Annotated in this window: 17 protein-coding genes; 6 read left to right on the top strand and 11 right to left on the bottom strand. The window is 40.3% G+C overall.

From position 1 onward, the window contains the following. Positions 1–10: 10 nt before the first annotated feature. The gene (gene nhaC / locus ACQ5H4_RS14210) at positions 11–1,393 is read right to left on the bottom strand and encodes a Na+/H+ antiporter NhaC (protein ID WP_430775642.1); all 1,383 of its coding nucleotides are present in this window, start codon (positions 1,391–1,393) and stop codon (positions 11–13) included. Between the two features lie 433 nt (positions 1,394–1,826). Then, positions 1,827–2,678 (bottom strand): VOC family protein, encoded by an 852-nt coding sequence (locus tag ACQ5H4_RS14205; RefSeq protein ID WP_430775641.1) that lies wholly within the window; start codon positions 2,676–2,678, stop codon positions 1,827–1,829. 205 nt (positions 2,679–2,883) lie between these two features. On the opposite strand from ACQ5H4_RS14205, the gene ACQ5H4_RS14200 reads away from it, so the two are divergent. Continuing rightward, a complete protein-coding gene (locus ACQ5H4_RS14200; RefSeq protein WP_430775640.1) occupies positions 2,884–3,192 on the top strand; it encodes a winged helix-turn-helix transcriptional regulator in 309 nt (102 codons plus the stop codon). Between the two features lie 38 nt (positions 3,193–3,230). Here ACQ5H4_RS14200 and ACQ5H4_RS14195 read toward each other — a convergent pair whose 3' ends face one another. The 8 genes from ACQ5H4_RS14195 to ACQ5H4_RS14160 form a co-directional block, all read right to left on the bottom strand. Then, the gene (locus tag ACQ5H4_RS14195) at positions 3,231–3,743 is read right to left on the bottom strand and encodes a DoxX family protein (RefSeq protein WP_430775639.1); all 513 of its coding nucleotides are present in this window, start codon (positions 3,741–3,743) and stop codon (positions 3,231–3,233) included. Positions 3,744–3,933: 190 nt separating this feature from the next. Beyond that, entirely contained in the window at positions 3,934–4,362 is a 429-nt protein-coding gene (locus ACQ5H4_RS14190; RefSeq protein WP_430775638.1) for a protein-tyrosine phosphatase family protein, read from the bottom strand. 15 nt (positions 4,363–4,377) lie between these two features. Continuing rightward, a complete protein-coding gene (locus tag ACQ5H4_RS14185; RefSeq protein WP_430775636.1) occupies positions 4,378–4,506 on the bottom strand; it encodes a hypothetical protein in 129 nt (42 codons plus the stop codon). A gap of 174 nt (positions 4,507–4,680) precedes the next feature. Next, entirely contained in the window at positions 4,681–6,447 is a 1,767-nt protein-coding gene (gene arsA / locus ACQ5H4_RS14180; protein ID WP_430775634.1) for an arsenical pump-driving ATPase, read from the bottom strand. A 20-nt stretch (positions 6,448–6,467) separates the two neighbouring features. Beyond that, a complete protein-coding gene (gene arsD, locus ACQ5H4_RS14175; RefSeq protein WP_430775633.1) occupies positions 6,468–6,821 on the bottom strand; it encodes an arsenite efflux transporter metallochaperone ArsD in 354 nt (117 codons plus the stop codon). A gap of 89 nt (positions 6,822–6,910) precedes the next feature. After that, the gene (gene arsC / locus ACQ5H4_RS14170) at positions 6,911–7,330 is read right to left on the bottom strand and encodes an arsenate reductase (thioredoxin) (protein WP_430775632.1); all 420 of its coding nucleotides are present in this window, start codon (positions 7,328–7,330) and stop codon (positions 6,911–6,913) included. 15 nt (positions 7,331–7,345) lie between these two features. After that, positions 7,346–8,644, bottom strand: coding sequence for an arsenic transporter (locus ACQ5H4_RS14165; protein ID WP_430775631.1), 1,299 nt, complete (start codon positions 8,642–8,644; stop codon positions 7,346–7,348). A 12-nt stretch (positions 8,645–8,656) separates the two neighbouring features. After that, complete coding sequence (locus ACQ5H4_RS14160) at positions 8,657–9,007, bottom strand: ArsR/SmtB family transcription factor (RefSeq protein WP_430775629.1); 351 nt, start codon at positions 9,005–9,007, stop codon at positions 8,657–8,659. Positions 9,008–9,304: 297 nt separating this feature from the next. On the opposite strand from ACQ5H4_RS14160, the gene ACQ5H4_RS14155 reads away from it, so the two are divergent. From ACQ5H4_RS14155 to ACQ5H4_RS14135, 5 genes are all read left to right on the top strand, one after another. After that, positions 9,305–9,604: an ArsR/SmtB family transcription factor gene (locus ACQ5H4_RS14155; protein WP_430775706.1), complete on the top strand. Its 300-nt coding sequence runs from the start codon at positions 9,305–9,307 to the stop codon at positions 9,602–9,604. 74 nt (positions 9,605–9,678) lie between these two features. Continuing rightward, positions 9,679–9,843, top strand: coding sequence for a hypothetical protein (locus tag ACQ5H4_RS14150; protein ID WP_430775628.1), 165 nt, complete (start codon positions 9,679–9,681; stop codon positions 9,841–9,843). A 22-nt stretch (positions 9,844–9,865) separates the two neighbouring features. Continuing rightward, on the top strand, positions 9,866–10,000 hold the full coding sequence (locus ACQ5H4_RS14145; protein ID WP_430775627.1) for a hypothetical protein: 135 nt from the start codon (positions 9,866–9,868) through the stop codon (positions 9,998–10,000). 689 nt (positions 10,001–10,689) lie between these two features. Further along, on the top strand, positions 10,690–11,268 hold the full coding sequence (locus ACQ5H4_RS14140) for a TetR/AcrR family transcriptional regulator (RefSeq protein ID WP_430775625.1): 579 nt from the start codon (positions 10,690–10,692) through the stop codon (positions 11,266–11,268). A 12-nt stretch (positions 11,269–11,280) separates the two neighbouring features. Continuing rightward, positions 11,281–12,741, top strand: coding sequence for a DHA2 family efflux MFS transporter permease subunit (locus ACQ5H4_RS14135; RefSeq protein ID WP_430775623.1), 1,461 nt, complete (start codon positions 11,281–11,283; stop codon positions 12,739–12,741). A gap of 56 nt (positions 12,742–12,797) precedes the next feature. Here ACQ5H4_RS14135 and ACQ5H4_RS14130 read toward each other — a convergent pair whose 3' ends face one another. Beyond that, the gene (locus ACQ5H4_RS14130) at positions 12,798–14,135 is read right to left on the bottom strand and encodes an MFS transporter (RefSeq protein ID WP_430775621.1); all 1,338 of its coding nucleotides are present in this window, start codon (positions 14,133–14,135) and stop codon (positions 12,798–12,800) included. Positions 14,136–14,145 lie beyond the last annotated feature (10 nt).

Genomic DNA, 14,145 nt, shown 5'->3' with positions numbered 1-14,145 from the left:
CATTGTAAGGTTATTTCTCTAGCTTTGAAAGTTTAAAGCCAGTTAAACCGAATATCATCGTAATGATCGGACTCAATAAACAAAAGAACGTAAAAGGAAGATAAGATAATGTTTCTACTCCTAATACCCCCGTCAAAAAGACTCCACACACACTCCATGGAACAAGTGGATTGACTACTGTCCCCGCATCCTCCAATATTCTCGAAAGGTTTTTCCCGTGAAGACCCATCTTTTTGTACCTTTCTTTAAAGGAACTTCCTGTTAAAAGGATGGAAAGATATTGTTCCCCAACTAAGAAATTAATGGTAACGGCTGTTCCTGCCGTCCAAACCACAAGGCTCCACACCTTATTCAACATGCCGCTAATTCCTGCAAGCAAAGCTGGGAGAATTCCAAGCTTAAAAAATAACCCACCCATGGCTAATGCTAAAAGAATAAGTGAAACAGAAAACATCATGCTCTCCATTCCACCTCTAGAAAGCATGGAATCGATTTCCTCCACTCCTGTATTGGAAGAATATCCAGCAAATAGGGTGTTCATTAGTCCCTGAAGATCGATCTCCTTTTGTACAAATAACGTAACAATCAAAGAAGTAGCAATTCCTGATGCTAAAGTGATAATTGCTGGCACTTTTTTAATCGCTAACAGTGCTAACACGACAAATGGTAATAAAGAGTACCAATGTACAAGATCATGATTTTTTAAACTTTCTTTTAAAAGATCTAAATCAGCAAAATTCGCAGCAGATTCTGCCGGTGACAACATAACAAATAATAGGAAAGATAAGACAAATGCCGGGACCGTTGTCCAAGCCATATTTCTGATATGGTCAAACAAGTCTACTTGAACAGTAGAAGATGCCAAAATCGTTGTGTCTGATAGAGGAGACATTTTATCGCCAAAAAACGCACCTGAAATCACGGCTCCAGCTGTTATGGCATCTGAAAGTCCCAGCGCAGTGGACACACTCATAAAGGCAACGCCAATCGTTGCTGCAGTCGTTAACGAACTTCCAATACTCATGCCAATAATAGCAGACACGGTAAATGCGATGGCATAGAACCATTTGTCACTGACAACTTCAAGCGCCAAATAGATAAAAGTAGGAATCGTCCCACTTTCCATCCAACTACTAATCAGCATCCCGATAAAGAGAAAAATAAATACGGCTCCAGCTCCTGATTTCGCTCCATTAATGATCGCCTCTTCCAATTCGTTAACCGAAACCTTCTTATAAATACCGTAAACAAACAATCCCATGATCGCTAAAACAATCGGAATATGAGGAACGGCACCAGCAAATATAAGAGAATAGCTAATTCCCCCAATAACGATCAAAGAAATAATAAAAGCTTCCATTGGTTTTAATGTTAGTACGCTGTCTTGATTCATGATGTTTTCCTCCAATAAGGGTTTTGAGCAAAGAAAAAAAGCCCTCACGTCAATAGGGACAAAGGAGCTCCATATTACCACCCTAATTTATATATGAATAGCAGACTTTCCAGCTCTCAACCCTACAGAAAGTCTCTATTTTACTTAAACGCTTTTTAGCACTAAAGTATGTTACTAATATAATAATTTACTAGGTTTCTGTCAAGAGAAATCGATGTTGGCTAGCTACTTGTTCTTGCAGTTACCGGGACGCACAAATTTTTTCGCTTACGGGCACTCTATCTCCCTTTCAGTTACCGCCATGACCAACATTTTCATCTCACGGGCACTCTACTCCTCTTTCATTGCCCATCAAATTCAAAAACAAAGCCCCACGGTAACTAAAAACAACAAAAAGCAGTGGGCCCTAAAAAGAACCTCACTGCTTTTACCATTAAACCACTAATCGAATTCGATTTCCCGAAGGATCTGCCGTAATATATGCACCCTTCTCCTCTGTAACTGTTACGCCCATTTCCTTTAACTTAGAGAGGATCTGCTTTCGCTTTTCGTCACTAGGAAACACCATTGTATAAGATTCCATGCCCACACTGTTTTCAGCAGCAGGCGGGGCACCAACACCATTCCAAATGTTCAATCCAATATGGTGATGGTATTTACCAGTAGAAATAAATAAGGCCTGGCCTCCGTATCGAGTAACAACTTCAAATCCGAGTCCCTTTGTATAAAACTCCTCAGTTTTCTGTAACTCTGACACATGAAGATGGATATGACCCATAATCGTTTCAGCTGGCATTCCGTTCCATGCTTTTCCTTCTCCCTCAGCAAGAAGACTTTCCGCATCTATCGCAACCGTGGGCATTTCCACTTCTCCATTATTCCAACTCCAACTAGAAGCTGGTCTGTCCGCATACACTTCGATTCCATTCCCATCTGGGTCAGCTAAATAGATCGCTTCACTTACCAAATGGTCGGATGCGCCTTGTAATGGATAACGCACCTGGAGAAAATGCTTTAATAATCTTCCTAAATCTGCACGTGTCGGTAATAATAATGCGAAGTGATACAGTCCAGTCGTACGTCCTTGCTTTGACACGACATTAACCGGTTGTTGAATAGAAACAAGCACTGTTTTACCATCAGCTGTTAGATCGGCTGTAGTGTTTGTTTGCTGTAACACCTGTAGTCCAATGACTTCTTGGTAAAACGTAAGCGAACGTTCTAGGTTTGCTACTTTTAATTTTACTTGGCTAACAAATGTATTTGGTTCCCGATGAAATCCCATTTACGATCTCTCCTTTAGTATGTTCCTACATATATAGTTATCATTTACTGTTTATCTTTTAAAAACCGGTTTGAAATAATTATTAGTAACTTACTTTATGTAAGTAATTATATTTTAATAACAAACAAACTTCAAGTAAGTATTTTATAAAAAATAATTTAATTATGTAAAAAAGGGGTTATAATAGAAGGAAGGAGTGATTGTCATGGATAAATCCATTTGTCCTAGATTTGAAAAAGCGATGAGTATTTTAAGCCAAAGATGGACCGGCTTAATTATTTACCAGTTACTAGGTGGCCCACAGCGTTTTTGTAGCCTAGAATCCTCTATTGGTGTAAGTGGTCGTGTACTTTCAGAGAGGTTAAAAGATCTGGAGAATGAAGGCATTGTGAATCGCGAAGTATTCCCAGAAACTCCTGTTCGAATTGAATATTCACTAACTGATAAGGGAGTAGCCTTAGAGCCTCTTATGAGAGATATAGAAAAATGGTCACAATCCTGGCTAGAAGCATAACAAAAGGGTTGCAATTCAAAGATTGCAACCCTTTTTCATTAGTTTGTTACGATTTTACTTTCTTTTCCTTTTTTTGTTAACTTGCGTAAATATGGCAATGCATAACGATCTAGTCCGAATAAACCAGCATTGGCACCGGCAGTGATAATTAAGAAGCCCATTAAGATATCTGTAGGATTATGAGAAATTGTACCTGCTAATAAAAATGAAAAGTTCAATACCATTCCAAAGAAAGAAGCAGCTGTTGTTAAGCATCCTAAAATTAAGCCTAAGCCCACTAAAAATTCGCCCCATGGAACCATAAAATTAAATAACTCCACATTCGGTAAAGCGACACTTTCTAGGAATGATGTATACGCACCAAACACGGCACTACCATCTGGACCGACCACCGGATTTTTAATGGCATTTCCAATAAAGCCACTTGCATCAAATGCTCCTCCGCTTATTTTCCCCCAACCTGTTGTTAGAAAGCCGTATCCTAAATACAATCGAATGACTGTAACAATCCCTGCTGCAATATTGTTGTTTCTCCACCATTTGTTAATCATATGAATCTTCCTTTCAACAATAAAATGTATTATTTCTATGCCCTAAGATTAACATTCTCAATTTCAAATATCATCACTTCAAAGCATTGTTCAAATTTCTGCTACAAAGTTATGGACTTTTTGTGAATAATATCACAATGTATACTAAAGAAAAATACAGCCGACTATATGTCAGCTGTACGATTTCCAATTAAGCATTCGGGTAAATCTTTTTCAATGTTGCCTTCATCTCCGGCTTTACCTTAATTTTCGAACGAATTCCTTGAGCCATTTCTTCCGCCTTGTCGATTCTCTCAGCATGCCCTAATCCTAACAAGGTACCAATCGCAACTGTACCTGTACGGTTGCTGCCTCCACCGCAATGAAAATACACTTTCTTGCCTTCGTTATAGGAAGAAATCACTTCATTAATGGCCTTTTTTACAGACTCTTCTTGGTGCTCTTCATCATCAACAATGGGCTGATGAATTCGGTTATATTGGGATTCTTCTGTTGGAGCCTCCGCGCGCAAATCATAGATCACGTCGACTTTCTCATTTTCCATAACCTCTTCCACTTGATCCGCCCCACCGATAAAAATTCGATCCTTGATTAAAGCCTGATAGTTTTTTTCACTCATCTGGGTATCCTCCTGTTAGCAACAATCGCTTTCGTTTCCAACAAGCACAAAAGCGGTTCGCTCTTCATTAAGTCCTAAAATCAGATCTCCAATATGATCCTCAATATGTGGATCGATTGCAACTTGAATCTCATTAATTGTCATTACTTTATCATTTTCTTCCGGCTCATCCAGAGCCAGCCCTACTTGTGGTCGTCCTCAGCCAAAGCCCGCAAAATATACGCGGAGACCATTGGCCGCTTGTTCTACAAATACTTGCTTTAATTGTTCACGTGCTTCATTAGTGATTTGCATCATCTTCATCCTCTCTAGTATGTTTTACTCCACCATTGCTTTTAAGTGTTCGTAACCTGATCGTTCTTCATTCATCAGTGGAACAATGGCACATTTCTTTGAAATATCTTCTACCTTTTGAATCCACTGTTCCTCTGCGATGGCTCGTCCCTTTAGCACCGGATCCTTTGTATTCGTTGCATAAAGACTTTGGTTAATCACCCACCACTGTGGAAGGATCTCAGCTCTCTTCAAATCCTCTTGCAAACGCTGTGCTTCTAATACGGGAGTTGCTTCCGCTAACGTCACGATCACAACCGCTGTTTCCTGAGGATTTCTTAGGCGTGGCAAAAGCTTTTGAACACTCTCTGGAACTTCTCCCGTTGATCGAGATAGCTCTTTATGATACGACTGTGCCGCATCTAATAGTAGCAAAGTATGTCCGGTTGGAGCTGTATCAATCACTACAATTTCATCCTGTGATCGGTCCACCACTTCAGCAAACGCTCGAAAGACGGCAATTTCCTCTGTACACGGTGAATTCAAATCCTCCTCCAAATAAGCAAGGCCTTCTTCATCCAAGTTCTGTCCAGCAGTTGAAAGTACCTCTTTTTTATACATCTCCACCTCATGCTTCGGATCAATTCGGCTAATGGATAAATCGGGATATTCCTGATTTTCAAACATTAACTCCAAATGGGCCGCCGGGTCTGTTGTGGTTACATGCACTTTATGACCTTTTTCCACTAAGCCCACCGCGATCGCCGAGGCAATCGTCGTTTTCCCTACTCCCCCTTTTCCCATCGTTAAAATCACCAGGGTTTGTTGAGTAGAAAAATACGTCACTAGTTGTTCTAAGTCGGGAAGGGTGTGTCCTTTTTCAAGCTCTCCCGCTAATTGAACAGGCGGAATCGAATAATGCTTCAGCAGGTATCGCAAATGCTCTATCCCTGTTAAAGAGTAAGAAACATACGGCAAGGAGTAGATGACCGCCTGCTTTAATTCATCTGGCAACTGACTTACCGCGTTTCTTTGCTTTTTATAAAAAGCCGTAGAAATCTTATCATCCGGAAAATACGTTTGTAGGATTCCATTAAGAATTAACGCTTGATTTTGTATGCCAATTTCCTTTAGTTCTTTTGCTGCCCGATTGGCCTCGTAAAGCGATGATTCATCCGGTCTAGCGACAAGAACGAGCATCGTTTTAGCAGAATCGGATAATGCTTGAACCGTTTTTGCATATAAATCCTTTTTCTCCCCGAGTCCTGACAACGGTCCTAAACAAGAAGCACCATGAGTACTTTCCTCTAAAAAGCCACTCCAAGCGGATGGTAATTGAAGCAACCGAAGCGTGTGTCCCGTTGGAGCCGTATCAAAAATGATATGGTCAAAAACATCTACAATCGCTGGGTCAGCTAAAAGACTGGTAAATTCATCAAATGCCGCTATTTCTACCGTACATGCTCCGGATAATTGCTCTTCCATCGTGGCTACGACGGAATCGGGTAGTACCCCTCGATACGGTCCAACAACCTTTTCACGATAGGCTTTCGCTGCTTGTTCCGGGTCTAAATTACAAGCAAATAAATTCTTCACCTGTGGAATTTCGACTGGAATATTCGTTAGTTTGAGTTCTAAAACATCTTGAAGATTCGAAGCTGGATCTGTGCTTACAAGAAGAACCTTCTTTCCTTCATCCGCAAGCGCAACAGCCGTTGCACAGGCAGTCGATGTTTTTCCTACCCCACCTTTTCCGGTAAAGAACAGAAACGGCGTATGAACAACAGTTTTGGGATCAAATGGTTGGAACATTACCTTACACCTTCCATCGGTTAGATTAGATTGATTTTATTCGTAACCTTCTTCTTCTCTAATTCAGTCATACTGATCCCAAACCACTGAGCCAGAATTTCATTTGATGGATAGCTTCCTGATTGACTGACTTCCCCATTGACTAACGTAATTGGCAGCGAATCTGGACCTTTTTCATGCAACAATTGGTTCACCTTCGTATTCTCAGCAAACTTACCCGGTTCACTCGCCAAGTTATACCTTGTAATATCGAAGCCTTTTTTTTCTAAAATAAACACAGAAGTGGCCATTCTTGTTAATTCAGGATCAACACTTGGTCCACACACACCTGTTGGACAGCATAGTGCAGGGTCAAAGATTTCTACTTTGGTCATGGTAAAGCACCCCCTTTAATTTTATAAGCATATACTTATATATAAGGTAGAAAACACCCCAGAGATGTATTCATCCCCGGGTTTTATGCTTATTTCCCTGTTTCAGCAAATGTTTTGATTCGATCGCCAATTTCATCACGAACACGTTGAAAAAATGCCCATTTTTCTTCTTCTGTTCCTTCTGCTTTCGCAGGATCATCAAAGCCCCAATGCTCACGCTTCACATGTGGAGGAGTCACTGGGCAATGATCTGCTGCGTGTCCACATAGAGTGACCACTAAGTCCGCTTTATTTAAGATTTCAGGATCAATCGTGTCAGATGTTTGATTGGAAATATCGATACCTGCTTCTGTCATTGCTTTTACTGCATTTGGGTTCAAACCATGTGCCTCAAGTCCAGCACTTTTTACATCCCACTCTTCTCCTAAATGCTTTTTCGCCCAACCTTCAGCCATTTGGCTTCTGCAAGAATTTCCAGTACATAAAAAGTAGATTGTTTTTTTCGTCATGTTTTCCTTCTCCTTTTAGTGGATGATTAATAACCAAATATATAGCCCAACTAACGTAATAAATAATGTTGGGATGGTTAGAATGATACCTGTTTTAAAATAAGTGCCCCATGAAATTTTGACTCCCTTTTGCGATAAAACATGAAGCCATAAAAGCGTCGCAAGTGATCCAATCGGGGTGATTTTCGGTCCAAGGTCCGAACCAATCACATTCGCATAGATGAGCGCCTCTCGAATGACTCCCGTTGTATTGGTGTCAGCAATCGCTAACGCATCAATCATTACGGTCGGCATATTGTTCATCACAGACGATAAAATCGCAGCAATAAAGCCCATTCCTACAGTAGCTGCGAACAATCCTTGATCAGCCGTCACCTGAATCAGGTCTGCTAATAAATTCGTTAAGCCTACATTTCGCAGACCGTAAACAACCACATACATCCCAATCGAGAAAAAGACAATCGCCCATGGTGCTCCTTTTACAACGGTGCGAGTATTAACAGCCGGACTTCTTCTGCCCATGAAGAGGAAGAAGATCGCGACAATTCCGGCGATAATGGAAACAGGAATTCCTGTAAACTCACTCGCAAAATACCCAATGAGTAGAACCGCTAATACTAGCCAAGAGAGACGGAACATTTTCTGATCTCGTATGGCGTCCACCGGTTGTTTCAGCTGCGTGAGGTCATAGGATTTTGGAATACTTTTTCGAAAATAAAGATAAAGAACCAGAATGCTCGCTGCTAATGAAAAGAAGTTTGGAACAATCATCCTTGAGGCGAATTCAGCAAAGCCGATGCCAAAAAAGTCAGCAGAAACAATATTCACCAGGTTACTAACGACAAGTGGTAATGAAGTGGTATCAGCGATAAATCCACTCGCGATAATAAATGGAAACACCATCTTTTCATTGAATTGTAAGTTTCGAACCATCGCCAGAACGATTGGTGTGAGAATTAACGCTGCTCCGTCATTCGCAAAGAATGCCGCAACGATTGCACCTAGGATTGAAACATACACAAACATGAGAACACCGTTACCTTTAGCGGCACGAGCCATATGAAGGGCAGACCACTCAAAGAAACCAATTTCATCAAGAATTAAAGAAATAATAATAATGGCGATAAATGCTAATGTCGCATTCCAAACGATGCTTGTTACATCAAGAACATCCTGAAAATCCACCACTCCAACAAGCAACGCTAGAATTGCCCCACCACAAGCGGACCATCCAATCGACAACCCCTTCGGCTGCCAAATAACTAAAACTAATGTCAGCAAAAAAATCACTGATGCTAATACAATAGATGTCACAAATGAACCTCCTTATTCACAACAAGAAATACGCAAACCTTGTTTTTCTAATTCATCCAGTCTGAAGCCTTGATCGGGTAAAGATTTAAGCACATCCTGCAAGAATGGATAGTATTCACTTTCCTTATTTAAAGAATAAATAATCCACTGTCCTCTTCTTGATTCCTTAACAATTCCCTTATCCTTTAGCTTTCGGACATGCTGACTAATCGCAGGCTGACTGGTTTTAAAAATCTCAACAAACTCACACACACAGCAGTCGTGTGAATCTAATATTTTCACGATCGTTAATCGTGTTTTGTCTCCTAGAAGCTTTAAGACATTAGCGACTTCTTCAATCTCAATGACAGATTCTTGTTGCACGGAAACACCTCCTAATTGGCCATTAGAATACGTTTATCTTCCCCAAATATTTGATGTAAATAATCATATAATCGATTACTTATATAATAATACACTTATATACATAGCTCAATCAGTTTTTTGTAAAGCTTTTGTAAAGTCGAAAAAATAAAATCAATTTTTTTTGATTTAACAGTTGCCAAAACCTACCACTGGAAGTATAATACAGTATATCAAGTATTTTTGATTAAAGGAGAACGAAAAGTGAAACAGTTCATTCCCTTAACGGACGTAACTCGTAATGCAACTAATGAAGAGATTTCTTTGCAAAGCAAGCTTGTAACATACGAAGCCAAATTCAAAGCCCTTGCAGATCAAAAACGACTATACATCTTACACCTTTTGGTTCAACAAAACTCGAGCTGTGTTTGTGATTTGAGTGAGTTGATTGACATGCCTCAATCCAAGCTTTCGTATCACTTAAAGATTTTGCTTGATGCCGGTTTAATCACAAAAGAAACAAAAGGTACGTGGAGCTATTACCAAGTAAACACCGAAGAAGTCAATCACCTACTGTCCCCTGAACTTTGCTGCCTATTTAGACCTAGCTGCTGTTAGGTTTTCTTTTAAAGGATTAAATCAATTTTTTTTGATTAATAAATCAATATATTTTGATTAAAGGAGACGATCACATGTTTTATCACGACTATCAAACAATCGCAAAGCTAAAGCAACAGGAAGTAGAAAGAAATGCTAGACACGCTTGGAAGTTTTTTGAAAGAGAAGAAACGAAAAAAATCTCCATCCCTGCTCCACGTAAAGATCCAAATTGCTGTGTTACACCAGCTAACGCATAATTTTGAAAGGAGGTGACTAATAATGAGCTTTTTGAAGAAACTAGTAAAAAACAATAAGAATTCAGATTGCTGTGGTGTGGAAATCAAAGAAGTTAGTGAAAAAGATGAGAAGACTAGCGCTTGCTGTAGTGGGGACGACCAGACGAAGTGTTGTTAATAGATATATTTTAGGAATGGTTCGAATGGGTATGTTCGTGCCATTCTTTTTTAGGTGCTTGTATTTGGACTCTGTCCTTCTTTTTTCGGTGATTCCTGTCTGAATCACCACTGCATTTGGACTCGAGCCTTCTTTTTTCGGCGACTACTGTCCGAATCAGCTCTGCATTTGGACTCTGTCCTCCTTTTTTCCCGCGACTACTGTCCGAATCAACTCTGCATTTGGACTCTGTCCTCCTTTTTTCCGCGACTACTGTCCGAATCAGCTCTGCATTTGGACTCTGTCCTCCTTTTTTCCGTGCCCCCTGTCCGAATCAACTCTGCATTCAGACTCGAGCCTTCTTTTTTCGGTGATTCCTGTCCAAATCACCCTCCCATTCGGACTCGATCTTCCTTTTTCCAGCCTCCCCTGTCCTAATCACCCTCCCATTCGGACTCGATCTTCCTTTTTCCAGCCTCCCCTGTCCTAATCACCCTCCCATTCAGACTCCATCTTTCTTTTTCCAGCGTCCCCTGTCCTAATCACCCTCCCATTCAGACTCCATCTTCCTTTTTCCCGCGAACCCTGTTCAAATCCCCCTCCCCCACCAAGTTAACAACACCCCCAACTTAATAATTGACATTCCCTCAAATTCTAACTATATTTATATAGACCGATCTCTATAATTTTCTAAAGGATGACTTCATACGATGAAAACCAAAAAAGAACATACAAAAGAGATTATTTTACAAACCGCTTCTCGCTTGTTTCAACGTCAAGGATATAGCGCGACCGGGGTTAATCAAATTATTGAGGAGAGTGGTACTCCTAAAGGCTCTCTGTATTACCATTTTCCAAAGGGGAAAGAAGAAATTGCCTTAGAAGCAATTAACCTAATGAAGCAACATGTTCTAGAGCAAACCTCACAAGACCTTGCTTCCACAGATAATCTGATTCATGCTTTTCAACATCATGTGAACAACATTGCTTTATTTTTTGATTCACCTTGCAGCTTAGAAGGGTTAAAAATTGGCTTACTTGCTGCAGAAACCGCGAATACTCATGAAACACTTCGACTTGCTTGTGAAAAAACCTTCAAAGAATGGCAGGATCTTTACGCGGAAAAGCTTGAACAAAATGGCTACGAAACCACAAAGGCTCGAGAGCTTGCCGTTACCATCAATGCCCTGCTTGAGGGTGCAACAACACTTTCATTAACTAGTAAAAATGGGGATACTTTACGGTTGATTGCTAACCAAATTCCCAACTTACTTAGCCATAGGAACTAGGAGGAAAAAAGAATGAATATCGACGCTCAAGTAAGTAAAACACAGGGGAAAGAAACGGGTGAATATAAAATACTCCCGATTCTTGTCTCTTTCTTAATTGCTGGATTCATCGGTTTATTCAGTGAAACAGCTTTAAACATGGCACTTGGTAGTTTAATAGAAGACTTTGCAATCAAAGAAACAACGGTTCAATGGCTAACAACTGGTTACTTATTAACATTAGGAATTCTCGTTCCAGTATCCGGTCTTATTTTACAGTGGTTTTCAACCCGACAATTGTTCATTGTTTCACTTGCCCTCTCCATTATTGGAACATTTATCGCAGCGATTGCTCCTTCCTTCGCCGTCTTAATGTTAGCACGTGTGGTGCAAGCAATGGGAACGGCGGTAATGTTGCCATTGATGTTCAACACGATTTTATTAATTGTTCCACCGTATAAACGCGGGAAAATCATGGGACTCATGGGACTTGTCATCATGTTTGCCCCTGCAGTTGGACCAACACTTTCTGGTCTTATTTTAAAAAATCTTACATGGCACTGGATTTTCTGGATTTGCCTTCCATTATTAATCGTTGCTCTAGTTTTTGGATACTTTTATATGCAAAATGTATCCACACCAACGAAGCCAAAGATTGATGTGTTATCGATTGTTTTATCAACGATTGGATTTGGCGGAGTAGTGTACGGATTTAGTTCTGCAGGTGAAGGCGGTGGCTGGGGAGACCCAACCGTGATTACTGCCATTTCAGTAGGTTTAATCGGACTTCTTTTATTCTGTATCCGTCAAACCAAAATGAATCAGCCGATGCTTAATCTTCGTGCTTTTAAATACCCGATGTTTGTGGTTGGATTATTATTAGTTCTCATTTGTATGATGGTTATTTTATCGTCAATGATTCTTTTGCCGCTGTACTTACAAACATCTCTTGCTTTAAGTACATTTGCTGCCGGACTTCTTCTATTACCTGGTGGAATTGTGAACGGATTATTATCACCTGTCATGGGTAGCTTATTTGATAAATTTGGACCAAAATGGTTAGTCATCCCTGGTCTTGTGATTGTCACTGGCTCCTTATTCGGCTTCTCAACGATCGATTTAGAAACGTCTTCAGCATTCCTTATTGCGATGCATATCTTGATGATGGTTGGCGTTTCCATGATTATGATGCCAGCTCAAACCAATGGATTAAACCAATTGCCACGTGAACTGTATCCAGATGGAACCGCCATTATGAACACCTTACAGCAGGTGGCTGGTGCGATTGGAACAGCCATTGCGATTTCGATTTTATCCTCTGGCGTGGAAGATTATATGAAGAACGTGACAGATGCAACGAATCCACTCAATCCCTTACTAGCCTTCACTTCAGGGGTACAGGATGCCTTTATTTTTGCCATTGTCATTGCTGTAGTTGGGGTGATCGTTAGTATCTTTATTAAAAGAGTTCATGTGGAGCATCAAGCTTCATAAACAGAAACAGAGCTAATTTTATTTTTCCATTAGCTCTGTTTTTTCTTTACGCACTTTTATTTATTGTCTTTAGTTAGTACCATGTCAAAACTGCCGTATTTCTCTTGAACGGCTAAAAGGGCAAGTCCACCGATAATACTTGGAACGGCAAAGGCCATAAATGCCTGCTGTGGCTCTAAATTGGTCGTTAGCAACAGACCAATGATCAGAGGAGCTAAAATCGCTCCGATTCTTCCAATTCCTACGGTTACACTAAGACCTGTCGTTCGAATTTCTTGAGGGTAAAATTCAGAAATATAAGGATTTACTAGATTCTGTGTTCCTCCTGTGCAAGCACCACCTAGGGCTATTAATACATATAAAAGATACGTATTTGATGTGATACTTAAAGAAGCAAAGCAGATCGCCCCTATGATAAACATAAATAATAGGACTGTTCGGTGCCCGACTCGATCCACTAAATATCCACCTAGTAAAGAACCACCAATTTGCCCGACTCCTAACACGAGGCTGAAGGATATGCTGGACGTGATTCCGTATCCAGATCCTTGCATGATTTTTGGAAGCCAGGTGTTTAATCCATAAATCATAAGGAGACAGCTAAATACCATCGTCCAAAAAGCCAATGTACTAACCACACGATTGTCGGTGAATAATTTTTTCGCAGGTAAGCCTTTTGCCCGTTCTTTTACAGCCACATATTCAAAATCATCTGTTGCTTCATATTTCCCTTTTGGATCTACTTTGTCTAAAATGTCTGCGATTTCTTTTCCCCGGTTACGGACGATCAAATAAGAAAGCGATTCAGGGAATTGTTTTAGAAAGATTGGAAGCGTGAATAATGGGATAATCCCTAGCCAATACAAGAATCTCCAACCAAGACTTTCCATCACATACATGCCTATCAGTGATGCCAATATCGCTCCAATGGAGTAACCACAATACATCGTCGCAACAATCATTGCTCGCTTTTTCTTAGGTGAATATTCAGTCATTATGGCAATGACCGCTGGCATTAATCCCCCCATTCCTAAGGCAGCAATAAATCGCATAATTGTAAAAGTGAGTGAATTGGGAGCTAAACCAGCTAATAATGAAAACACACTGAATAAGATCATACAAAGTGCTAGTATCTTTTTCCGACCGATAAGATCGGAAAGCGATCCAAGGATAAATGATCCAAGCATCATCCCGACTAACGTGTAGCTGCCAATCGCTCCAGCCTCTACAAGGGTTAAATCGTAATCATTCATCATCGAAGACAAACCGATCCCGTATAAAGCAATATCAAATCCATCAAAGGCGATGGCATAAAAACACCATAAAAATACTAATAAATGAAATCGATTGAACTTACTTTCAGCAACGACTTGAGAAGCCTGAACTATGCGCATGTTATCCCCC

The organism is Bacillus coreaensis, from assembly GCF_050586445.1.
GTDB lineage: Bacteria > Bacillota > Bacilli > Bacillales > Cytobacillaceae > Robertmurraya_A > Robertmurraya_A coreaensis.
Note: the sequence above shows the minus strand (reverse complement) of the source record. Positions and strands in the feature narration are given on the sequence as shown.